This window comes from Undibacterium sp. Di26W (assembly GCF_049340265.1).
Taxonomy (GTDB): domain Bacteria; phylum Pseudomonadota; class Gammaproteobacteria; order Burkholderiales; family Burkholderiaceae_D; genus Undibacterium.
The window spans coordinates 213,221-236,012 of the sequence record NZ_JBMPOR010000004.1; the positions used below are offsets into that span (position 1 = coordinate 213,221).

General features: G+C 53.5%; 22 protein-coding genes. 10 read left to right on the forward strand and 12 right to left on the reverse strand.

Going from position 1 to position 22,792, the window contains the following annotated elements:
- Positions 1-68: 68 nt before the first annotated feature.
- The gene (locus tag ACO0LM_RS07160) at positions 69-1,754 is read right to left on the reverse strand and encodes an SgrR family transcriptional regulator (protein WP_423035637.1); all 1,686 of its coding nucleotides are present in this window, start codon (positions 1,752-1,754) and stop codon (positions 69-71) included.
- Positions 1,755-1,892: 138 nt separating this feature from the next.
- On the opposite strand from ACO0LM_RS07160, the gene ACO0LM_RS07165 reads away from it, so the two are divergent.
- The 5 genes from ACO0LM_RS07165 (at position 1,893) to ACO0LM_RS07185 (ending at position 5,653) form a co-directional block, all read left to right on the forward strand.
- The gene (locus ACO0LM_RS07165; protein WP_423035639.1) at positions 1,893-3,203 is read left to right on the forward strand and encodes an MFS transporter; all 1,311 of its coding nucleotides are present in this window, start codon (positions 1,893-1,895) and stop codon (positions 3,201-3,203) included.
- A gap of 156 nt (positions 3,204-3,359) precedes the next feature.
- The gene (locus tag ACO0LM_RS07170; protein WP_423035641.1) at positions 3,360-4,283 is read left to right on the forward strand and encodes an SPFH domain-containing protein; all 924 of its coding nucleotides are present in this window, start codon (positions 3,360-3,362) and stop codon (positions 4,281-4,283) included.
- A 19-nt stretch (positions 4,284-4,302) separates the two neighbouring features.
- Positions 4,303-4,758 carry a hypothetical protein gene (locus ACO0LM_RS07175; RefSeq protein WP_423035643.1) on the forward strand — a complete coding sequence of 152 codons (456 nt, stop codon included), beginning with the start codon at positions 4,303-4,305 and terminating at the stop codon, positions 4,756-4,758.
- Positions 4,758-4,973, forward strand: coding sequence for a hypothetical protein (locus ACO0LM_RS07180; protein WP_423035645.1), 216 nt, complete (start codon positions 4,758-4,760; stop codon positions 4,971-4,973). The genes ACO0LM_RS07175 and ACO0LM_RS07180 overlap by 1 nt, the downstream gene beginning before the upstream one ends.
- 62 nt (positions 4,974-5,035) lie before the next feature.
- Entirely contained in the window at positions 5,036-5,653 is a 618-nt protein-coding gene (locus ACO0LM_RS07185) for an ACP phosphodiesterase (RefSeq protein ID WP_423035647.1), read from the forward strand.
- Between the two features lie 3 nt (positions 5,654-5,656).
- On the opposite strand, the gene ACO0LM_RS07190 is transcribed toward ACO0LM_RS07185, so the two are convergent.
- The 3 genes from ACO0LM_RS07190 to uvrA form a co-directional block, all read right to left on the reverse strand.
- Positions 5,657-6,760, reverse strand: a complete 1,104-nt coding sequence (locus ACO0LM_RS07190) for a patatin-like phospholipase family protein (protein ID WP_422983385.1) — start codon at positions 6,758-6,760, stop codon at positions 5,657-5,659.
- The gene (gene pth, locus ACO0LM_RS07195; protein ID WP_423035649.1) at positions 6,757-7,329 is read right to left on the reverse strand and encodes an aminoacyl-tRNA hydrolase; all 573 of its coding nucleotides are present in this window, start codon (positions 7,327-7,329) and stop codon (positions 6,757-6,759) included. Before pth ends, ACO0LM_RS07190 begins: the two co-directional genes overlap by 4 nt.
- A 188-nt stretch (positions 7,330-7,517) precedes the next feature.
- Positions 7,518-10,457 carry an excinuclease ABC subunit UvrA gene (gene uvrA, locus ACO0LM_RS07200; protein WP_423035651.1) on the reverse strand — a complete coding sequence of 980 codons (2,940 nt, stop codon included), beginning with the start codon at positions 10,455-10,457 and terminating at the stop codon, positions 7,518-7,520.
- A gap of 187 nt (positions 10,458-10,644) precedes the next feature.
- On the opposite strand from uvrA, the gene ACO0LM_RS07205 reads away from it, so the two are divergent.
- From ACO0LM_RS07205 to ACO0LM_RS07215, 3 genes are all read left to right on the forward strand, one after another.
- Positions 10,645-11,829: an MFS transporter gene (locus ACO0LM_RS07205; protein WP_423035866.1), complete on the forward strand. Its 1,185-nt coding sequence runs from the start codon at positions 10,645-10,647 to the stop codon at positions 11,827-11,829.
- Between the two features lie 77 nt (positions 11,830-11,906).
- Entirely contained in the window at positions 11,907-12,410 is a 504-nt protein-coding gene (ssb, locus tag ACO0LM_RS07210) for a single-stranded DNA-binding protein (protein ID WP_423035653.1), read from the forward strand.
- Between the two features lie 717 nt (positions 12,411-13,127).
- Positions 13,128-13,667: a hypothetical protein gene (locus tag ACO0LM_RS07215; RefSeq protein ID WP_423035655.1), complete on the forward strand. Its 540-nt coding sequence runs from the start codon at positions 13,128-13,130 to the stop codon at positions 13,665-13,667.
- 224 nt (positions 13,668-13,891) lie between these two features.
- Here ACO0LM_RS07215 and ACO0LM_RS07220 read toward each other — a convergent pair whose 3' ends face one another.
- Positions 13,892-15,079 carry a serine hydrolase domain-containing protein gene (locus ACO0LM_RS07220; protein ID WP_423035657.1) on the reverse strand — a complete coding sequence of 396 codons (1,188 nt, stop codon included), beginning with the start codon at positions 15,077-15,079 and terminating at the stop codon, positions 13,892-13,894.
- Between the two features lie 175 nt (positions 15,080-15,254).
- Between ACO0LM_RS07220 and ACO0LM_RS07225 the strand changes: the two genes are divergently transcribed.
- Positions 15,255-16,334 (forward strand): hypothetical protein, encoded by a 1,080-nt coding sequence (locus ACO0LM_RS07225; protein WP_423035659.1) that lies wholly within the window; start codon positions 15,255-15,257, stop codon positions 16,332-16,334.
- Positions 16,335-16,383: 49 nt separating this feature from the next.
- Here ACO0LM_RS07225 and ACO0LM_RS07230 read toward each other — a convergent pair whose 3' ends face one another.
- The gene (locus ACO0LM_RS07230; RefSeq protein WP_423035661.1) at positions 16,384-16,521 is read right to left on the reverse strand and encodes a hypothetical protein; all 138 of its coding nucleotides are present in this window, start codon (positions 16,519-16,521) and stop codon (positions 16,384-16,386) included.
- Positions 16,522-16,571: 50 nt separating this feature from the next.
- Positions 16,572-17,303, reverse strand: coding sequence for an SDR family oxidoreductase (locus ACO0LM_RS07235; protein ID WP_423035663.1), 732 nt, complete (start codon positions 17,301-17,303; stop codon positions 16,572-16,574).
- 96 nt (positions 17,304-17,399) lie between these two features.
- Between ACO0LM_RS07235 and ACO0LM_RS07240 the strand changes: the two genes are divergently transcribed.
- Positions 17,400-18,305, forward strand: coding sequence for an AraC family transcriptional regulator (locus ACO0LM_RS07240; protein ID WP_423035665.1), 906 nt, complete (start codon positions 17,400-17,402; stop codon positions 18,303-18,305).
- Between the two features lie 193 nt (positions 18,306-18,498).
- Here ACO0LM_RS07240 and ACO0LM_RS07245 read toward each other — a convergent pair whose 3' ends face one another.
- The 5 genes from ACO0LM_RS07245 to ACO0LM_RS07265 form a co-directional block, all read right to left on the reverse strand.
- A complete protein-coding gene (locus ACO0LM_RS07245) occupies positions 18,499-19,128 on the reverse strand; it encodes an NAD(P)-dependent oxidoreductase (RefSeq protein WP_423035667.1) in 630 nt (209 codons plus the stop codon).
- The gene (locus tag ACO0LM_RS07250) at positions 19,125-20,201 is read right to left on the reverse strand and encodes an alkene reductase (protein WP_423035669.1); all 1,077 of its coding nucleotides are present in this window, start codon (positions 20,199-20,201) and stop codon (positions 19,125-19,127) included. Before ACO0LM_RS07250 ends, ACO0LM_RS07245 begins: the two co-directional genes overlap by 4 nt.
- Before the next feature lie 80 nt (positions 20,202-20,281).
- Complete coding sequence (locus ACO0LM_RS07255; RefSeq protein WP_423035671.1) at positions 20,282-21,151, reverse strand: SDR family oxidoreductase; 870 nt, start codon at positions 21,149-21,151, stop codon at positions 20,282-20,284.
- A gap of 105 nt (positions 21,152-21,256) precedes the next feature.
- Entirely contained in the window at positions 21,257-21,829 is a 573-nt protein-coding gene (locus tag ACO0LM_RS07260) for an SRPBCC family protein (protein WP_423035673.1), read from the reverse strand.
- Between the two features lie 25 nt (positions 21,830-21,854).
- Positions 21,855-22,784 carry an NADP-dependent oxidoreductase gene (locus ACO0LM_RS07265; protein ID WP_423035675.1) on the reverse strand — a complete coding sequence of 310 codons (930 nt, stop codon included), beginning with the start codon at positions 22,782-22,784 and terminating at the stop codon, positions 21,855-21,857.
- Positions 22,785-22,792 lie beyond the last annotated feature (8 nt).

Here is a 22,792-nt window from a genome sequence, read left to right on the forward strand (position 1 = left end):
GCATTTTTTTAGCACTGCGCCACGATCCATAGCTTGCGGTCGTGGTGCTTTTATTGATGGCATGAGTTCTACTGTCTAAGCCACATTTCATCGAACGAAACAAAGCCAAATGGCGTCATCCTGACACCGGCCACATGCGGGGCAATGCGGACCTGCTGGTTTTCGTGTGAAATGGGTATCAGCCAACCTTCCTGCACCAGGCGTTTTCCTATGCGGGCATAGGCCAGCATGCGACGTTTGCTGTCGGCAAGTGTCTTGATTTTCATCAGATCAATGTCTATCGGTTTCAGGGCGGATTCCGGCATCCAGCGACGGAACACACTGTCAGCGGCAAACCATTCATAGCAACCAAAATCCTGATCGTCGTGCATGACTTCACGGGTGATCACCAGGTCGGCATCTTTCATCCAGTCACGCGCAAGCAATTGATCAAACGGCAGGCTGGTCCAGATAACATGCACCCCGCCTGCTTCCAGTCTTTGCTTGATAGTCGCTGCAAGGTCCAGCATTTCCGGGGTCTGGCCACTGACCATGCGTAATTTGCAGCCGGCTTTGAAACTGCTGCACCTGGTTTTTTTCGCGACACGGTGTTTCCAGATCGCCAGCAAACCGGATGCGGCTTTTCTGCTGCGCTCATTCGTGTCAATCAGCGTGTCAGGTGACAGCCAGTCGGCCAGTGCCAGCCTTTGTTCCACTGTCTTGAAAACGCTGCGCGAAGGATTGCAGATAATATAGGTGCAGCCAGACTCTGCGCCCGCGACGGTTTGCTTTTTTGTGCAGTCTTCATTGGTATAACCAAACTGCAAATCAAAGCCTGATGGGCCGGATGGCGGTGGCAGCATCCACAAATCGATTTCATCCAGCAGAGGGCGTTCGCGATAATAATCCTTGAATGCCTGCAAGGTCAGTTGGTAAGCGTTGTGGCGTATCAGGCGGAATGCGCCGCTGCCTATGGGAAAGCGGCCAAAGTCGGCAGCGCGCTGGCGCGGCACGATGGATGAATTGGCGGTCGCCATGCAATGTGGCCACAGCTGGTCACTGTGATCAAGGTAAAAGCTGACACGCTGGCTGCTGCCGGTTTGTATCTCGCGCAAATGCCGGTACAGCGACTGGTAAATGGCTGACTGCTCACGCAATCGCAAGAAGCTGGCGCGCACGTCTTCAACTCCCAATTCGCTGCCATCATGAAAGCTCAGGCCCGGGCGTAGCCAGAAATGCCAGACAGTCGCATTTTTCTCGCTTTCCCAATGATGGGCAATGGCGGGCATCAAAGCATTTTGTTGATGATCGAAGGTGGTCAGGCGTGAAAAAATCTGGCGCACCAGATGCGCTTCCAGACGCCCGTGTACTTTTAGCGGGTCCAGGCTTTCCACCTTGCGAAACAGCGGCATGCGCAGGCTGCGGCAGGCACTGTCTGGCACACCCAGATAGTCTGGCAAGCGTGTTGCCAGTTGCTGCCGCTGGTTATCATCCAGGCTGGCAAACGCCTGTTCCAGATCACCGCGCGCCAGAAAGTGTGACAGGTGATCCAGCGCCAGACTATCTGGTGTTTGCAAAAACTGTAGATGTGAATGGTTGCCACGTCCGCGCCCTGCCTGCCAGTCTAGCCAACCACGCTGCTGCATTTTCGCCAGCAGATTGCGCATATTGCGTTCACTGCAATGCATAGCTAGCGCCAGGGATGGCAGGCCTGGTTGCTGGTCATGGTGCTGGAGGAAAGCATGCAATTTGCGGTATTGATCGAGTAATTTCATGGCGGAGAGTCTATCTGGATGCCGGCGCAATAAAAGAGGAAAAATTTTTTTAAATTATATCCATTTTTTGTTTCATCTTTTTTTACCATACTCGTGGATGTCAGCAATTCCCCGGTTTTGAACGCTCAAAAAAGGAAGATGATGTCCCGCTTTCCCGTTGCCGTGATACGGCTTTTATTCAGTTCATTTGTCTTTGTCATGGGGCGTGCAGTCGCTTTGCCTTTCATGGCGCTGTATTTGAATGAGCATTTGGGTATCAATCCGCAAATGATAGGCTGGGTCCTCGGCGGCAGCATTTTCTGTTCAACGCTATTCAGCCTGTATGCAGGTTATCTGGCGGACCGGCTCAGCAAGAATTTTCTGATGAAACTGGCTGGCATCGTGGTTGCAGTGTGTACGGCTTCCTTGACGATTGCACCGAATGCATTTGCTGCTTTGCTGGTCCTGATATGCATAGAGTCGGCGTTGACACTGCGTAGTATTTCCCTGAAGGCGATGTTGGCCGATTTATTGCCGCCAGAGCAAAGGCCGAAAGCATTCTCGCTCAACTATATGCTGATCAACGTGGCTTTTGCCCTTGGCCCTTTGCTGGGTGCGTGGCTGTTTGCCATCAAGATATCTGGCCCTTTATGGCTTGCTGCGAGTTTTTCTTTGCTGGCATCACAGGTACTGGGCAGGCAAGCCATGGCAGCCACGACGGCCACAACAGCATCAGAAGCCAAACCCAATCCTGCCGGGTTCAAGGCGACCATGCAGGTGTTGCGAAGTGACCGCCGCCTGATACTGTTCACCATGGGCAGCGTACTGACATCGTTCGTGTTTGGCCGTTTTGTCTCAGGTTATCTGTCGCAATACCTGATAATCGGTCAGGGTACACAGGCGACCGCACAGTTGTTGCCATTTATTCTCATTACCAATGCGGTAACCGTGGTGAGCTTGCAATATCCCGTGGGCAAACTCATGCAGCAAAAAAACCTGTTTCGCTGGGTAAGTCTGGGTGCCATGTTATATGCCGTCGGTTTGCTGGGTTTCATGCATGCCAGCAGCATTGTGAGCTGGGTGCTGGCAACGCTGGTATTCACCGTTGGTGAAGTCATCGTTATCCCGTGTGAATACATGTTCATCGATATGATAGCTCCAGCTGACAAACGCGGAAGCTACTATGGGGCGCAAAGCCTGGCCATGTTTGGTGCGGCACTCAATCCAGTGGTCTGTGGATACCTTTTGGTGCATTTTCATAGTGACGTCATGTTCTGGGTATTGATATCGGCCAGCATGTTGGGTGTACTGATGTATTTTGCCGGCACGCGCAGCAAACCTGTTGCGAAACCATTACCTGAAGTGGAAGCCGGGCCAGAAGCTTGCGCGCAGCAAGCTGGTCTTTCAGCACTGGCTGCCAGCAAGCATTTTGGTAGCAACCGGGTGAAAAACCTGTTCCCCCTGAGCTGAATCAAGCCGACACGCCCAGGTCTTTAAAAGGCGACCCGTATGCCGGGTAGCCTTTTTGTCATTTCCTGGCAATTTCCACTTTTCCTTGACATTCTCATGACCGCACCCTAAAGTGATATCACTTTGATTTCAAAGTGCCATCTATCAGGAGAAAGTATGAGTACTACCTCAGTGTCAGCGACTGCTAAAAAATTAATACAAGAGCGCTCCCGCCCATCGCTAGACGGTTATTTCATGATTATTGTTGGTCTGCTAGATGTGGCAGGCGGTGTCTATAGCTTTTTCGGCCTGGTTGGTGTGGGCGGCGACCCCAGTGTTCCGGGGGTATTGCTACGTCTGGCTATTGTGGTGGTGGGCATTTTCATATTGACCGGTTTGTACATGCTGCAACCAAATGAAGCAGCTTTATTGTCACTGTTTGGACAATACAAGGGAACAGATCGCAGCGAAGGCCTGCGCTGGGTGAATCCTTTTTATTCCAAACGCAAACTCAGTCTGCGCGCCCGCACGCTGAATACGGCCGCTTTGAAGGTGAATGACAAACGCGGTAACCCGGTCGAAATCGGTGCTGCCATCATCTGGCGCGTGCAGGATACGGCGCTGGCCATTTACAATGTCGATGATTTTGAACGCTTCGTCTACATACAGGCGGAAGCAGCAATACGTCATCTGGCGACGCAGTATGCCTATGATGATGGCGAAGATCTTGCCGAAGGCGAGACTACCCTGCGGGCGGGCATGGATGTGGTTGCCACTGCCATGCGTGACGAATTGCATAAGCGCTTCACTGCTGCCGGTATTGATGTGGAAGATGCCAAGCTGACCCATCTGGCCTATGCAGCAGAAATTGCCCAGGTAATGTTGCGTCGCCAGCAGGCAGAGGCCATCATCAGCGCCCGTAAGAAAATTGTGCATGGCGCAGTCAGTATGGTAGAAGCCGCATTGCAAGGCCTGTCAGAACGCAAAATATGTGAACTGGATGATGAAAGAAAAGCGGCCATGGTCAGCAATTTGCTGGTGGTGCTGTGTTCCGACAAGGAGACCCAGCCTGTCATCAATACCGGCACTTTATACAATTAAAAGCTAATGGACCAAGCATATGCAACACCCTATTTATGTGGAAAGACAGTTATTCAAGTTTTTATGGATATTCATGCCATTGATGAGCTTGTTTAACCTGTGGATGGAGATACATGCGATAACCCCCCGGGGATCATTGCTGCCATTCATTGTGCTGCTGATTAATTTGCTGGCATTGCTGGCACTGGGTAGTCTGACCATACGGGTGGATGCTACCCATCTGTCCTGGTGTTTTGGCTGGCTTGGTTGGCCGGTGTGGAAGGTCGCACTGGCTGACATCGAGGTGGCGGGGCCGACCAATACCAGCTTTCTGGATGGCTGGGGCATACAAAGGACCAGGGAGGGCATGCTGTATAACGCCCACGGCAAACAGGCGATACGGCTTGGCATGCGTAATGGCAAAAGCATACGCCTGGGTACACAAGACCCGCAACGCCTGCTCAGTTACCTGACCCCGCGTCTGAACGGCAGATAATGGCTAGCCCCGGGAAAAAATCCTTCCCCCTGCGTATCGATCCCGTGTTGTGGAACGAGATCGAACGCATGGCGGCCCAGGAACTGCGCAGCGCCAATGCGCAGGTTGAATATCTGCTAAGGCAAGCCCTGCAACAGCGTGGCAGGCATGTCCCTTTGCCGGGCAGGGCTGATGATGACGACGATACAGCCCAGGCCGATACCGAAGGGCCGTAAGCTGACGCTGCCGCCGCTGTTCGGCAGCTTTGTCCAAAGCGGGGTAAACTCCGCTTGACCCTATGAACTATCTCGCCCACATCTTCCTGGCACAACAAAGCGACCAAGCCATGCTTGGTGCCTTGCTGGGTGACTTCGTCAAAGCTGGTGATACGGCACGCTATGCACTGCCGATACAGGCCGATATCATCCTGCACCGCAAGATAGACAGCTATACCGACAGCCATCCGCTGGTGCTGGATGCCAGGCGGCTATTCCAGCCACAGCACCGGCGCTATGCCGGTATCTTGCTGGATGTGTTTTATGACCATGTACTGAGCCAGCACTGGTCGCGTTATTCTGACGCGCCCATGCAAGATCTGATCGCCCGCTTCTACACTGCCTTGCAGGCGCATGAAAACATCTTGCCAGACAGGTTGCAACGCGCATTACCGTATATGGTCAGCCAGGACTGGCTGGGCTCTTACCAGGACTTTGCCGGCGTCGATATCGCCTTGCGCCGGGTGTCGCAAAGACTGTCAAAGAATGGCCATCTTTTGCGTGAAGGTATCGCTGACCTGGAAACCCATCATGCAGCCTTGTCAGCCGGTTTCCTGGAGTTTTTTCCTGAGCTGATTGCCTATGTGGCAGAGCAACGGCAGAACATGGCCCTGGTCTTGCCACCATCTGCCGTGATGTAGAACTTAAAAGTTGAGCGGTATGACCTGGCCCATATCTGGCTTGGCTACAAATGCAGCAAAGTCGTCGCGTATGCGGCTGCTTTCTGAAATCGCGAGTTTCCAGTTCAGTATGCGGAAATCGTGGTCGGTGCCATAGTAAAAAAAGTCTTTGCGGTCAGGCAGTTTGCTGCGTGACAGGGTTCTCAAGAATGCCGGTGACGGTGCGATCATCAGCACATTGTCCAGCCATTCGCGGTTTCTGCCCAGGCCAGCGCGGCGCCAGGGCAGGGGCTTGTCCAGCCAGCCGGGTACGATATGGTCAGTGAAATGCGGGTACAGCACCAGACCACCATCCTTGTCACCGGCAACACGTGAATACGGCAGCGCCAGGTGGTAATCGATAATGCCACCATCCCAATAATTGCCGGCTGGTGCGTGTGGAATATGCTCTACCGGCTCCATGATCAGCGGTAGTGTGCCAGAAGCCAGCAGGGCAGGGGCCAGATTGTCTTCTGTCAGTTGGCAGAAATGCGTGTCAAAACTGTCAAAGCGCGCCTTCAGCCAGAACAGCGGGTCGCGCATATCACCGACCACCACTCTGTCCAAATGCTTTGCAAGGCGCGAGCGTGAAGCCAGATTGGCAAAACTGGCGGCCACAAAACCGGCCTTGGCCTTGTGCCGGGATTTGGGCGCATTCAGCAAGCCGCGACCACGTCCGGCCAGCAAATGTAATCTGTGCAGGGGCTGATGCACGATGTGCGATTCATGACCACCGATAAAGGCATGCAGCAGTTGTTGTATTTCGCGGGTGACGTATTGGGCCGTCGGCTTTTCTGGATAACGCTGTTCACAATACAAATCGCCCAGGCGGGCAAAGGCGGCCACCGGGTCTGCCTGGCTGGCCGCTGCCATGCGCCAGGCACCGATGGATGCACCTATCAGCGTGCGTTCACGCGGGGCGGTTGGCAACCATTCACCAAAAATCCATTGATCCAGCGCTTGCAGTATCAAGCCCTTGGGGCCACCTGCTGCAGCGGGAATGATGGCCACATCCTGCGCCCGCAAGCCATGCTCGCGCAGATGGTCAAAGGCCTTGCGACCTGCATGAATTTGGATGGCCGAGTTCATTTTGTGGTGTGTAGTTGCATCATCGCTTCCGGGAATTTTCCGTCTATCAGCAAGGGTAATACATCCAGGCTCCTGGCGATCGCTTCATCGATCAGGCTTTGTTCTTCCTTGCGCGGACGATGCAGTACAAAGTCTGCCACACCCTGTTGCAGGTTCAGGCTGCGCGGGTGGCCTATGCCTATGCGCAAGCGCCAGTAATCCTGGGTACCAAGCACGGCAGTAATATCCTTGAGGCCATTGTGCCCGCCGGAAGAACCACCCTGTTTAAGTTTTGCAACACCCGGCAGCATATCCAGTTCATCATGCACCACCAGTATCTGGTCTGGCGTGATTTTGTAAAAGCGGCAGAGTGCACCTACTGATTGGCCAGAACGGTTCATGAAAGTCTGTGGTTCCAGCAACCAGACTTCATGACCGGCGATACGGGTCTTGCCAACCAGCGCATTAAAATTCTTGTCCCTTTGCAGGTTGACCGGCAACTGGTCGACCAGCCAAAAACCCGCATTGTGGCGGGTTTGTTCATATTCGGGGCCGGGGTTTCCCAGGCCAACTATTAGACGTATGCTCATGGTTGCGGCAGATTCTTTTATTGTGTTTTGCTGCGGCATGCCGCGACGGATTAAATTCTATTATAACCAAGCACTGTTGCGTATCCGCAAATATGGATTTGGGGCAGCTCTTTGTGAACTGCTACACCCATTAAAAAGCCGTATTTCCCGCTAAGGAAATACGGCTTTTCACCTAAGGCAGAGAATGACTACTTTGATTTTTTCAGCAAGGGCAATAAATACTTACCAGTGACGCTGTCCGGATTGGCCGCCACTTCTTCCGGTGTACCGGTTGCAATAATCTTCCCGCCGCCAGCACCGCCTTCAGGGCCAAGATCGATCAGCCAGTCAGCCGTTTTAATCACGTCCAGATTGTGTTCAATGATGACCAGTGTATTGCCCTGGTCACGCAGCTTGTGTATCACCTTCAGCAGCAGGGCGATATCATGGAAATGCAGGCCCGTGGTCGGTTCATCCAGAATGTACAGGGTGCGACCTGTGTCACGCTTCGACAATTCCAGCGACAGCTTGACGCGTTGTGCTTCACCGCCCGACAGCGTGGTCGCACTTTGCCCCAGGCGTATATAACCCAGACCCACATCCAGCAGGGTTTGCAATTTGCGGGCGATGATGGGGACCACCTTGAAGAATTCAAACGCATCTTCCACCGTCATGCCCAGCACTTCATTGATGTTCTTGCCCTTGTAATGCACTTCCAGGGTTTCGCGGTTATAGCGTTTGCCGTGGCAGACATCGCAAGGCACATACACGTCCGGCAAAAAATGCATCTCGACCTTGATGACGCCATCGCCCTGACAGGCTTCACAACGGCCACCCTTCACATTGAATGAGAAACGGCCTGCACTATAACCACGTTCTTTTGCCGTCGGTACCGTGGCAAACAGATCGCGTATCGGTGTGAACAAACCAGTGTAAGTGGCCGGGTTGGAGCGCGGGGTACGACCAATAGGTGCCTGGTCGACAGAAATGACTTTATCAAAATGCTCCAGACCGCTGACATGGTCAAACACTGCCGGTTCGGTTTGTGAACCATACAAGTGGCGCGCAGCCACGTGGTACAGCGTGTCATTCACCAGCGTTGATTTGCCGGAACCAGACACACCTGTCACGCAAGTCAGCAAGCCCACCGGCAGTTTCATCGAGACTTTTTTCAGGTTATTGCCACGCGCACCGGCAATCAACAATTGCTTGGCAGGGTCAGCCTTGGTACGCTTTTTAGGCACAGCAATTTCCAGCGCGCCACTCAGGTATTGCGCTGTCAGCGAACGTTTGTTGCTCATGATGTCTTCCAGCGTACCCTGGGCAATAATTTCACCACCATGTACACCCGCACCAATGCCCATGTCGACCACAAAATCGGCGCAACGTATGGCATCTTCATCATGTTCCACCACCAGCACGCTGTTGCCGATATCGCGCAAATGCTTGAGCGTATCGATCAGTCTGTCATTGTCGCGCTGATGCAGACCAATCGAGGGTTCATCCAGCACATACATGACGCCAGTCAGGCCAGAGCCAATCTGCGATGCCAGACGTATGCGCTGGGCTTCGCCGCCGGACAGGGTATCGGCACTGCGTTCCAGCGACAGGTAATCCAGACCGACATTGTTGAGGAAAGTCAGGCGGGCCGTGATTTCCTTGATGATGCGGTCGGCGATGTCGCGTTTGGCACCAGTCAGTTTCAGATGTTCAAAGAAATGCAGGGTTTCACGCAGCGGCATGGCGCTGATATCGTAAATTGCTTTCTCTTGCTTGCCGGTGCCGACCTTGACGTAACGTGCTTCTATGCGCAGGCGTGCACCGTCACAGGACGGGCATTGCTTTTCATTGATGAACTTGGCCAGCTCTTCCTTGACGGCCATCGAATCGGTTTCGCGATACCGGCGTTGCAGGTTGGTGACCACGCCTTCAAAGCTATGTTCCTTGATGACGGTGCGACCTTTTTCATTGATATAGGTAAACGGTATCTGCTGCTTGCCCGAACCATACAAAATGATTTGCTGCGCGGATTCCGGCAATTGCTCGAAAGCTGTGTCGATATCAAATTCATAGAAGGCTGCCAGGTTGGACAGCATCTGGAAATAAAACTGATTGCGCCTGTCCCAACCCTTGACGGCACCACTGGCCAGCGACAGGTTAGGGAAAGCGACAATGCGCTTGGGATCAAAAAATTCTATATGTCCAAGGCCATCACATTCCGGGCAGGCCCCCATGGGGTTATTGAAAGAGAACAGGCGTGGTTCCAGCTCTTGCAATGAATAGCCGCAGATAGGGCAGGCAAATTTGTTCGAGAACAATTGCTCGTGATTGCTATCCATATCCACAATCAGGGCGCGGCCATTTGCCAGGCGCAAGCAAGTCTCGAAAGACTCTGCCAGACGCTGTTTGATATCCGCCTTGACCTTGACGCGGTCTACCACGACATCAATCGTATGCTTCTCGGTCTTCTTCAGTTTGGGCAGGTTATCGACTTCATATATTTTGGCGTCATGCGTGCCGCTCTGCACGCGAAAGCGCACAAAACCCTGGGCCTGCATCTGCTCAAACAAATCCATGTGTTCGCCCTTGCGGTTGGCAACTACCGGTGCAAGGATCATCAGCTTGGTATCTTCCGGCATGGCCAGCACGGCATCCACCATTTGGGATACCGATTGTGCTGCCAGCGGGTTTTCAGGGTGGTCAGGGCAATACGGCGTGCCCACGCGGGCATACAACAGCCGCAGGTAATCATGGATCTCGGTGACGGTACCGACAGTGGAACGCGGATTATGCGACGTGGCTTTTTGTTCGATGGAAATGGCTGGTGACAGACCTTCGATCAAGTCCACGTCCGGTTTTTCCATCAACTGCAAAAACTGGCGCGCATAGGCTGACAGTGACTCCACATAACGACGCTGGCCTTCGGCATACAGCGTATCAAACGCCAATGAAGACTTGCCCGAACCCGATAGACCAGTGATCACCACCAGCTTGTTGCGCGGCAGGTCAAGGCTGATATTTTTCAGGTTGTGCGTGCGGGCGCCGCGTACGCGTATCAAGTCCCGCTTTTGCGCCAACTGAATATCAGTGGCATCAAAATCGATTTCTGCGGGTTTAGCCGCTTTTGCTGCTTTTGTACGTGTGGTCATGGTATTGGAGCTGAATTTGGGCCGAATTGGAAGAAGTAGGCGTGCAACCTGATACTATAACGGGTTTTGAAAATTACCGTGGGCTCGTCTTTGCTTTATGTAAGCTAAATTGATTAGGCGGGTTTTGAATATGACTATTGCAACACCTTCAGATGCTTCTGCGCTGAATGAAATGGACCCTGTCGGCATGAGCCGGCAAGAGATCAGTGCCAGTACCTCGCTGGCATCCATCTTTGCACTGCGCATGCTGGGTCTGTTCCTGATCTTGCCGGTTTTTGCCATCCACGCCAAGACTTTGCCGGATGGCGATAACGCCAGCCTGATCGGCCTGGCCATGGGTATCTATGGATTGAGCCAGGCATTTGGGCAAATACCGTTTGGCATCGCCTCAGACAAGTTCGGGCGCAAGCGCATTATCGTGATTGGCCTGCTGCTGTTTGCCATTGGCGCTTTTGTTGCCGCATCGGCAAGCACCGTAGTTGGCGTCATCATTGGACGGGCCATCCAGGGGGCAGGGGCGATTTCTGCCGCCATTACCGCTCTGATCGCCGATTCTACGCGCGAAGAACACCGTACCAAGGCCATGGCCATGGTCGGCGGCTCTATCGGGCTGACCTTTGCGTTTTCGCTGGTGGCCGCACCCCTGTTATACCAACGCATAGGCATGGGTGGTATTTTTGCCATGACCGGTGTGCTGGCCCTGGTCGGGATTGCCGTCGTGGTGTTTGTGACACCAGATGCACCCGCCATCCGCCACGCGCCTGTACCGTTCTCTGTCATTCTTAAAAACCGCGAGCTGATGCGCCTCAATTACGGCGTGTTCGCCCTGCACATGACACAGATGGCCATGTTTGTCGTGGTGCCTTCTGCGCTGGTGCAATATGCCGACTTGCCGGTGGCAACCCACTGGAAAGTCTATCTGCCGGTGATGTTTGCCTCATTCATCGCCATGCTGCCCGCCATTTTTATCGGTGAAAAATTTGGCAAGATGAAACAGGTTTTCGTCGCAGCGATTGCTTTATTGCTGGTGGTAGAGCTTGGCTTATGGCAATACTTGCAATCTCCAGCCATGCTGGTAGGCTTGCTGTTTGCATTTTTTATTGCCTTTAATATCCTGGAAGCCTGCCAGCCTTCACTGGTGTCACGCATTGCACCGCCTTCAGCCAAAGGGGCGGCGCTGGGCGTGTACAACACCTTGCAGGCGATTGGCCTGTTTTGTGGTGGGGCAATCGGCGGATGGCTCAAGCAAAGTGTCAACCCGTCATCAGTTTTTATTGTTAGCGCCGTGTTGACCGCAGCCTGGCTTATAATCGCTGTCTACATGCCGAATATACCGAAACGCAGCAAGGCTGCCGCGTCGGTACAGGCTTAAAGCTTAATAGGCCGGGTCAGCCAGGGTTGACCAAGTCAGTGCCTTACATATTGAATCAGGAAAAATAGGAGAACTACATGGCATCCGTGAATAAAGTCATCATCGTCGGCAACCTGGGGCGCGACCCCGAAACACGTTATATGCCAAGTGGTGACGCCATGACCAGCATCACCGTGGCCACCACCGACAGTTGGAAAGACAAGACCAGCGGCGAAAAGAAAGAACAAACCGAATGGCACCGCATCACCTTTTTCGGCAAGCTGGCAGAAATCGCTGGCCAGTACCTGAAAAAAGGCTCGCAAGTCTATGTCGAAGGCAGCCTGCGCACCCGTAAATACACCGACAAAGATGGCGTAGAAAAATACGCAACCGACATCAAGGCCGACAGCATGCAAATGCTGGGCAGCCGCCAGGGCATGGGCGGCGGCGCACCGATGGATGAAGGCTACGGTGGTGGTGGCGGTGGAGGCGGCGGTGGCGCACCAGCACCGCGCCCACAGGCAGCACCACAACAACGCCAGGCACCAGCATCACGCCCGGCACCGAATTTCTCGGATATGGATGATGATATTCCGTTTTAACGAATCGATAAATTGAAGAAGTAATCAAATTGTCTTGAGCCCGCATGCGGGCTCATTTTTTTGGTGGCAGGATATTTTTCTTTGAAAATGAATAAATTTATCTTGCTACGTAAAAACCTAATCACAAAAAAGCTGTATTGCCTATATGACCGAGCTTCGTTTTTTCTGCGAGGTGCAAGATTTCGCTATCGGGATTAGTCTATAGAGCCCACAAGCTATTTGAGATACTGAATGACACGATCGATACTTACTCAATTACCTACCCGAAAGAACATATTTTGTTCCGTGCCGGCCTCTGCAGGAATCCATTCGTTGTCATGAGGTTCGATTTTGTAATGATATTCTGTAGTAGAAAAAATTACTTGGATACCCTTGAAGCACCGACATGGGTATCGGCTAATTCATCGCGTGACCTGTAGCCTCGTTTTAGCGGCGTGGAATACGCGATGTTCGCCAGTGCTCGACGTAGTGAGTGAATAATTATGTGCATGTAGGGCCTGCAGGGCGCGCTTGATAGTTCACACAGTCTTTGGTTGTGCTGTGGGATTGCCGTAGGTTGCAATGCAACGCGTTCTGAGTTTGTTCTTCGTTCCAGGTACAAACGGTATCTCTTGACGATATCTTGCCATCGAGATAATATTGCCCCCGAAATTTAATCCTGCTGATTGATGAGCATTGGCGCAATCTTAGTCTCACTACCACCTTCAAGGCAATTCCGTGACAAATACATTGACGCATACAAGACCAATCATCTGGTTATGTTGCCTGATTAGCTCTTTGCTGCTTAGTGTCTTCAACACCGTGATCTGGCGCTGGACCGGGGTTAATCTTTTTTCCTTCTCTTACCTGGTAGTTCTGCCGATAGGTGCCGTTGTCATGGGTTTTATCGCCATGAGTGGTTTTTACTTTGCGGCGAATTTCTTCAAGTTCCAGGCAAAGCGAATCGATTTTGCCTTTTTGCTGGTGGTTGCAGTCGCATTTACGGTGCAAATTTTCCTGGGTATCTATGTGTGTTTCTATTTGATGGGCAGGGTTGCGCATCTTTCACCAGACTCATTCATGGATTTCATTTCACTTTACGTGACCAAAGTCAAGCACACCATGCACCTGGACAACCATACCAGTGATTCCGTTGCTGCGGGCGAAGCCGGGTGGTATCTGTTGATGGTGCAAGTGATGGGTTTATGCGCCGTCGCCCGTACTATTTACGGCGCTACCGATAAAAGCGGCAATGCGCAGTGGGAATCGACGTTCTAATCGACACATCGCCCGCAGATTTCATTCATGCATGACAAATGCGGGGGATACCAATCTGCATCCCTAGCCTTATCGGAAGTAAAGTCACGTATTTCCGAATAGCTGGGGCCAAGGGTTACGACGTATGAATTGTCTTCAACATTTCCTGCTTTCATGCGGCAACTGGCGATGTGTCTCCGGGGCGCGACCGTACTTATATATATGCAGTGCAATGTGAACCACGTTTACTGCGAGACTGGTTCCGGCAAACTCTCCAGCACCATGGCAATACGCTCCGCCAAAGGCAAGATGCCGGGTTCATAGTTGGACAGCACAACTACCGTATAAGCCTTGTCCAGATACATGTCTAGCTTGCTATAAGCGCCTGGCATTTGTCCACTATGGCCTGCGACTTTGCCCAGTGTGCCGGTACCCAATTCAAAACCATACCCATAGCTACCCTTGTCTGCGCGGCCAGCGGTGTGGTCTTGCCAAAACAAGTTACGCGTTGCTGGCTTTAATAGCATGCCCATTTGCAGTGCCTGCGCAAAGCGCAACAGGTCATGCACGGTTGAATAGCCAGCTCCGTAAGGGGCGCCGCGCAATAGCATCAGGAAGGTATTTTCTTTTTTGCCTGCTGTTCTGTCTTTTTTGTCCATATAGCCGGTAGCAATGTTTTCTGTCCCCTCGTCTCTGACATAGTTATCGGTGCTGTTCATACCTGCGGGTAAAAACACATGCTGGCGCACATAGTCATAGTAACTTTGCCCGGATACCTTTTCTATAATTGCTCCCAGCAAAAGCATACCTATATTGCTGTAAAAATAATTGCTGCCGGGTTCAAAAACGGGGGTGGCATCACGCGTAAATATCTTGTAGCCATCCAGGTCTTTTAGTGTCGCCAATTGTATGTAAGGGCCGTTAAGAAATTGGGCGTTAAAAATATCCCCCAGGCCCGATGTGTGGGACAGTAACTGGCCTACCGTAATTTTCTTTGCCACGGCTGGCGCCAGCCAGCTTGCATCGAGGTATTTGCTCACTGGGGCGCTATATGACAAACGCCCGGCTTCTGCGAGCTGGCCTATGCCAACGGCGGTAAACATTTTGCCGACCGAGGCAACGTTGAATCGTGTATCGATAGTATTGGCGACGTGATAGCGCTTGCTGGCTTCACCGCATGCTGCCTCGCTGATGATCTGATTGCCCTTGGCGACAAGGTAGGCACCAGAAAATTCATCCCTGCTGCAGGCTGTGTTGAACATGGCTTGCAGTTTGTCCTTCAGTGCTCCCGAACCGTTATCAGTGTTAACAGAGGTGATGGGAGCAGTTTTTTCCACGGCTATCTCAGGTGTTGCAGGTACGCTGGTTTGCCCGGCTACATGGGATGAAAGAAGTAAACTCAGTATGGCTGGAAATATATGGACGGTAGGCATTCGCTCCCCCTATTTATTGCCAGTATCGAAATCGATGCTGGTAAAAATTCTGTTACCATTTAGTTGATGTCATTGCAGATTTTATATGAATATGATGTTGAAAAAAGTAGATGAATAACTATTTTTAATTGATCATTTGTGCGCTATCAGCCATATACAACACTCCTTCCAATCAATGAGACCACTACAAAGATACAGAAATAATCGTGACGTATGGCTAGAGTTGGCTCCGGATTTTGTTCATGCTGTAACTACAGATGATGAGACTATCGATATCAATGCGAAACAACGATACTTTACATTGATCGGGATACAGTATGATTTTCAAGAGTGTGACAAAGAGCTGGTCCGCTATCTGTTTCAGCAAGAGATAAGCTCTCTCATCAATGATGATTCAACCGGCACCACAGATGCGTTATTGTTGGGAGCCTATTTACTGGCACGCTACCAGGATCCGATTGACATTCCTTTGCTCCATGAAGCAAAACATATAGACATGGATACAGGAAGTGGATTCGATATTGAATTCATGTATTGGGCATTAAAAAGCCAGACCCATGATTATGTTCGTGCCCACTTTCCTGATCTCTATGAAGACATCAAGGACCAGAAAGAAACGGATCTATTTTATGAGAACCTGGATAGCTGGTGGCTAGAGCGTTGCTCACAGCATCCGGCCAACCCTACAGAAGAATCTGACTATGCAATGTATGAACGCCATTTGTATTTTGGCGATCTAAACCAGGCGCGCAAGCACGTAGAAAACTGGGCGAGAAACGAAGTAAATGCAAAAAGCACCTTGGTGACACTCAAGTACGCATATAAGAGTCTTGGTGAATATCAGGATGTAATTGAAATTCTTAAAATACATCTCAGCGAAGCAAAAGCAGGCTGGGATAAGGTCAGCGTGCTTAGCGAAATGCTAGAGACTTATGTCGAGCTCAAGTCTCCCCCAGAAGCTTTTGCATGTTTTGCGCAGATAGATGCAGAATTGTCGAGATTTCATAACTGGAAGGATGTGGGGCTTGGGAGAATATTAGTTTGCGCTGCCTTTGAGTATATTGCTCTATGCGAGAACAACGATTTAGCAATGCCAGCTTGTAAGCTGGCATTGTCATGGTTCCGGGAACTGACTTCTCATACTTATGTTTTGCTGATCGCCGGCGAGAAGGCAACAAGACGCTGCCAGATTCTGATCCACGCTGAGAAATTCAGACAACTGGCTGAGGTAGAAAGAAAGCGCATAGGCATCTAAAATAGATGTTGTACTATGCAGACGACACCTCCACCCTAGCGCATCAATATCATTGAGATAATGTCGATTCACGCCTGGACATGTCGCGTATGCCAGGCAATGCCAGGGTGTAGTTGGAAGTGTCGCTGCTGTCATCCAGGCTGATCGCTATGCCGCAGTGATCAAATGCTTCTGAAGACAATTCCATGTTAATACATGCACCCGCCAGCCACGACGGCGCCTCGCGAGGCGCCGTTGTTACATCAGCGCCACCGCATCTGCACCGGCTGCAATGCGCAGCGGCGCATTCGGATCGGTGGCTGCCAGCCACACCGCTTGCACCACATCAGCAGGCTGTGTGACCTCCTCAGTCGATTGTGCCCAGCCGGCAAACACATCTTGCGCCATCGCCGCATACGCTTCCGGGATCTGTATGCGCTGCTGCGCGTTGGCGCCAAAGCTGGTGGTCGGCGCGCGGCCTGGCAACACAAGGTTGACCCGCACGTTGAACTGTTCCAGCTCCAGCGCCAGAGATTCAGTGAAGGCGTTGACCGCCGCCTTGCTGGCCGTGTACAGCGACAACAGCGGCAACGATTTCAACGTCACGCTGGACGTCACGTTAATTACCACGCCCGCCTTGCGCTGGCGGAACTGTGGCAGTACTGCTTGCGTCATCGCTATGGTGCCAAAGGTATTGGTCTCAAAGACCTCGCGCAGGGCGGCCATCGGCGTGCCCTCCACTGCGCCCAGCATACCGATGCCGGCGTTGTTGACCAGTACATCGACCGGACCTGCAGCATCGAGCAGCTTACGGATGCTATCCGCATCGGTGACGTCCAGTGGCAGCACGCGCAGTCGCTCCGAGCGTGGCAGCAATTCTTCATCTGGCATGCGCATGGTGGCGATCACTTGCCAGTCGCGCTCAAGGAAATAACGGGCGATTTCAAGCCCGAAGCCGGACGAACAGCCGGTAATGAGGATTGTTTTCATGCGAACTCCTGTGGTTGGGTGTGACGTCACTATAGCGCGCAGGGTCTGGACTTGCTACAATCAAACGTCCACATTTCGTTATGTCAGAGTCCAGATATGATCGATCCGCTTGCCGAGGTGGTGACGCTGCTGCAGCCGCGTGCCCGGTTCTCGAAAGTCGTTACCGGCGCTGGCGCCTGGCGCGTGCGCCGCTCACTCGAGGGGCAGCCGTTTTACTGCGTGGTGCTGGAGGGCACCTGCTGCCTCACGGTGGCAGGGCAAGCGCCGCTGCCATTGCTGCAGGGCGATTTTGTACTGATACCGGAGTCGCACGATTTTGTCATGAGCAGCATGCAGCCACTGCCGGAAGATGCGCCCGACCTGTTACCGGTCGCGCTGCCAGATGGCGAAGTCCGCCTTGGCAGTACATCCGGCCCGGCAGAAACAGTGCTGCTGGTTGGCCATTGCGCCTTTGATTCGCCGGACGCAGCCTTGCTCGTGTCCTTGCTGCCGCGATTGATCCACGTGCGTGGTGAACAGCGCCTGGCCACCATCGTGCGACTGGTCGGCGAGGAATCGCGCGCCAAACGGCCGGGGCGTGATGTGGTGCTGGCGCATTTGCTGGAAGTGCTGCTGATCGAAGCGCTGCGCTCGACGGCGGGTACGGCCGCTTCGCCAGGCTTGCTGCGCGGGCTGGCCGACGAACGTCTGGCACAGGCACTGCGACGCATGCACGCGGAGCTGACGGCGCCCTGGACCGTAGCGCAACTGGCCAAGGAAGCGGCCTTATCGCGCTCCGCGTTCTTTGATCGCTTCAGCCGCGCAGTCGGCGTGGCGCCGATGGAATATCTGCTGCGCTGGCGCATGGCCAAGGCCAAGAGCCTGCTGCGGCAGCGGACCGATAGTGTGGCCGAAGTGGCCGAGCGTGTCGGCTACGGTTCAGCCAGTGCGTTCAGCGCGGCGTTCACGCGGCATGTGGGTTTGTCGCCCTCACGTTACGCGCTTACGCCGCCGCCCGCTTGACCGCTTGCGGGTGGCACGCAGCAGGCGCGAATGAAGGCGTAGCGCATGCGCGCCGGATCGTCAAAGCCAACTTCACACGCGACGACGTCGATTGCATGATTGCCTTTCTCGATCATTGTTGCGCGCCGCTTCCACCCGCAGGGTTTCCACCGCCTTAGCTGGCATCCACCGCCTTGAAAAGTATTCAATGCACTTACCACGTGATCAGCGGAGAGCGATGCAACCAGGTATTGGCACTCACTTGATCCAAGACGAAGCTCGCAACGTCTTCTCGTGAAATGGAGCCGCCATGGAAGTCGGAAAGATCCGTGAGCGCGCGAATCGAGTCGCGACGAGTCTTATCGTTCAGGACGGTAGGTCGAACTATAATCCATTCGAGCCCGCTGTCCCGAATGATAGATTCCTGCCTATTTTTGTCGGCATACACTTTACGCAAAAGAAGTGGGAAGATCAGCTTGTCGAAGGCAAAGCCGCCGTGGCCAGCACTGTCACCTGCACCAAGCCCGGTGATGCAGACCAAGCGTGATACGTGTTCAGCCTTCATCGCACTGACCAACTCGCGCGTCGCTGTGGAGAGCGACCTAACCTCTTTGAATGGACTGACTGCGGTGCCCAGCGCGCTTATCACCGCATCCTGGCCTTTCACGGCTTGGCGCAATGACATCGCATTGCGAGCGTCCCCTGTGACCAGCGTCACCCCCTTCAGATCAGCCGCTTTCTGCGGCGACCGCACCAGCGCGGTGACTTGGTGCCCCCGGGCCAACGCCTGTTCGACGATATGGCGGCCGGTTCCGCCGGTCGCTCCAAGGACGAGGAGTTTCATTGTTGCTCTCCTGCCCGTGGGTAATCGATATAGCCCTTGGCGGTACCACCATACATCGTCGCGTGGTCCGGGGTGGCCAAGGCATGCCCGTCACGGAAGCGCTCGGGCAGGTCAGGGTTGGGAATGAACAGCGAGGCGAAAGAAACCGCATCTGCCAAGCCTTTGCTCACGACTTCTTCCGCGGACTTTTGATCATAACCATAGTTCAGAATTAACATGCCCGAGAAAATCTCGCGCACCTTCGGGGAAAAAGGCTGCACGCCTTCGGGCAATGTCGCCATTTCCATAAAGTGCAACATACCCAGCTTCAGCTTCTCCAGCTCACGGACGACGTGCAGATAGGTTGCCTCTGGGTTGCTGTCGCTCATGCCGTTGTAGGGATTGCGAGGCGACAAACGCACGGAGACGCGCTCGGGGCCCCAGACATCGCTGACAGCCTTCGTCACTTCCACGAGAAAGCGTGAGCGGTTTTCCAGGCTACCGCCATACTCGTCCGTGCGTTGGTTGGAGCCGTCTTCCAGGAATTGCGCAGGCAGGTAGCCGTTTGCCCCATGGATCTCGACGCCATCGAAGCCGGCTTCCTTGGCCAGTTTCGCCGAATTCTTGTAGTCGGCGATTATGGCCTTTACTTCGTGCGTTTCCAGCGCACGCGGAGTCACCACGTCCTTCGGGCCGGACGGGGTATATGCTTGTCCTTGAAAGGCAATAGCCGACGGCGCGACCGGTAAGCTGCCACCGTGGAATTCAGGGTGGGAAACGCGTCCCACATGCCACAGTTGCAGGTATATCTTGCCGCCCTTGGCGTGAACGGCTTGTGTGATCTTCGTCCAGCCTTGGACCTGCTCCTGCGTATGGATGCCCGGGGTGAAGATGTAGCCGACACCTTGTGGGCTGATCTGGGCGGCTTCGGTGAAGATCAGGCCGGCCGATGCCCGTTGGACATAGTATTCAAGCATCATGTCATTGGGCTTCTGCTCCACGGCCCGTGAGCGAGTCATGGGTGCCATGAAGATACGATTTTTGAAGCTGAGTTGGTTCTTAGTAAAGCCTTGTTGTAAAACTGACGTGGTCATGATGTTTCCTTTTAAGTTGGATAATTAACAGTGGTGGTCGAGTAGATCATGATGATGTTCCCTGGCCTGATGTTCAGTCGTCAGGCCAAGGTCACAATCTCGGAAACGAAGTCGCGATAGGAACGAAGGGGACGCCCCAGGAGCGTAGTCAAACGTTCCACATCGCCGGCTTCCGGAATCATTCCCTCAGTGAGAAAACGCTCGCTCATCAGGCGCATATCAAAGGCCATCCAGCTCGGCATGAATTGTCGAAGGTTTTTCTCAAACCCGGCGGTGTCATCGCCCGGATAGACGATCGGACGACCCAAGACTTCTGTCCAAATCGCAGCGACATCTGCGCCGGTCAACGTGTCAGGGCCAACGAGATTAATCCGGTCCAGTGGAAATGGGACAGTGGTTCGTTCTCGGCGGATAAGTTCGATGGCCGCGATTTCAGCGATGTCGCACGTATCGACCATTGCCAGGCCCTTGCTACCGATCGGCATCGGATAAATGCCGTAGCTGGTTACCACATCCTTGATCGTGAGGTCGTTACCCATGAAGTAGGCGGGGCGCAGGATGGTTGCGTTGAGTCCCATTTGCTCGATCATGCGTTCAACGCCGAATTTGCCTGCGAAGTGCGGCACGTTCACGTAGAGGTCACTATGAATCACGGAGAGGTAGACGATCCGTTCGATGCCGGCCTCTCGGGCGACGTTAAGCGTGATCAGCGCCTGAGTGTATTCGTCGGGTACCACCGCGTTGAGCAGGAACAGCGTCGAGGCACCAGAGAAGGCGGCGCGCAGCGAATCGACGTCGAGCAGATCGCCTTGGACGACGTCGACGCCTGTTGGGAAGTTTGCCTTCGAAGGGTCGCGAACAAGAGCACGAACATCGGCGCCTCGCTTCACGAGTTGCTCGACAACTTGGCGGCCGATAGTGCCGGTAGCGCCGGTAACGATAATAGTCATGATGATTACTCCTTGGTATGGTTGGTAAATTCAAAGGTGGATAGAAACTGTCGATCAACTCGACACTGCTCTATCCACAGAAAGCCGTGCTGGGCGCACGTAGCGTTAAAGGAGATTGGCGAAATGCTTGGCGACATGCCTCAAGCAGACGTCCATATACCCCTTCCACTGGGTACCGACAAATAGCCCCAGCGGAATCTTGGTAAAACTGTTTTTGGCCAAGAACGTATAAGTCCATGTCACCTGAGTACCGCCTTCCGTAGGTGTGAACCAAAATTGCCCACGTGCATAAGACATCAGATGTTTCAACGAAAAGCTCGGATCGCTGACCTGGTATGCGAAATACGAGGGACGGTCGTAATGCGTAATTTCCTCCTTTACCGTGCTGCCATCCAGCAGGTGTACTGTACGGGTTGAACCGGGCTGATCCCACGGGCCGGAGACGTTCGAAGTTGACGCGACGCCAGGCACAAGCCCGTAACCCGTCAGGATCTTCGGCAAAACATCTTGCGCGGCAACGAAGTCGAAAACGTCGCTGATGTCGCCAGGAATGAACATCTCCCGCGTGACAGCAACTTCTAACCGCGCCGTGCGATCGGCTGCAGGATCGACACCGTCTTTACCCAAATGTCTGCCGCTCGATTCAGGATCGGCATGTATGATGTTTGCAATGCTCATGTTTTTCTCCTGTTAAGGAAGGTGATTAAAGGGAGAAATTCACTACGGTCTTGCCGACTTGCGGCTGAGTCCGATTACGCTCGATCGCTTCAGGCAGTTCGTCGAAGCTCACAACGGCGTTGACCTTTGACTGCAAGCGTCCGTGCGCCACGTCCTCTGCGATCATTTGCAGCCGTGCGGCATCCGATGTGTTCATAAACCACAGGCCACGACGCCCTGCGGGGGTGCTCGCCAGAATGGCTGGCGATGCGGTGCTGACGATGACACCATCTTCGGCAAGAACGGACCACGAGCGATTCAGCATCTCGCCACCGATGTAGTCGAGCACGAGGTCGATGTCGTTAGCCGAGGCTTCGAATTGCTCTTTGTCGTAGGCGATGACATGGTCAGCGCCTAGGCTGCGGACATAGTCCGCGTGACTATCCAAGGCGGTGGCAAAAACTACTGCTCCGGCTTGATGGGCGTACTGCACCGCGAATCCCCCAAGACCGCCAGCCGCGCCTTGGATAAGGATCCGCTGGCCGGCCTGGATCGGACCGGCAAAATTCAGGCTTTGCCATGCCGCCACGGACGCCACAGGCAAGGCCGCCGCGTCCACGAAGCTCAGCGAGTCTGGTATCAGGCTAAGATTGGCCTCGTCTACCGCTACCAACTCGGCATAGGCGCCCAGGCCACCGCGTGGTCCCATGACGCGATCGCCTTTGCGCAGTTTGGTGCCTGGACCCACCGCTTCGACCACTCCGGCCAGTTCGATGCCTAAGACGGTCGGCAATTGCAATGGGAAAGCATCTCGGACATAGCCTTCTCGGACCTTCCAGTCCAGTCCATTGACACCGGCGGCCTCGACGCGGACCAGCACTTGGCCTTCTTTTGCCGTCGGTGCCTCGATGGACGAAATCTTGATGGCGGATGGGCCGCCGTATTCGGTAAGAATCAATGCACGGATGTTGTTCATGACTAAAC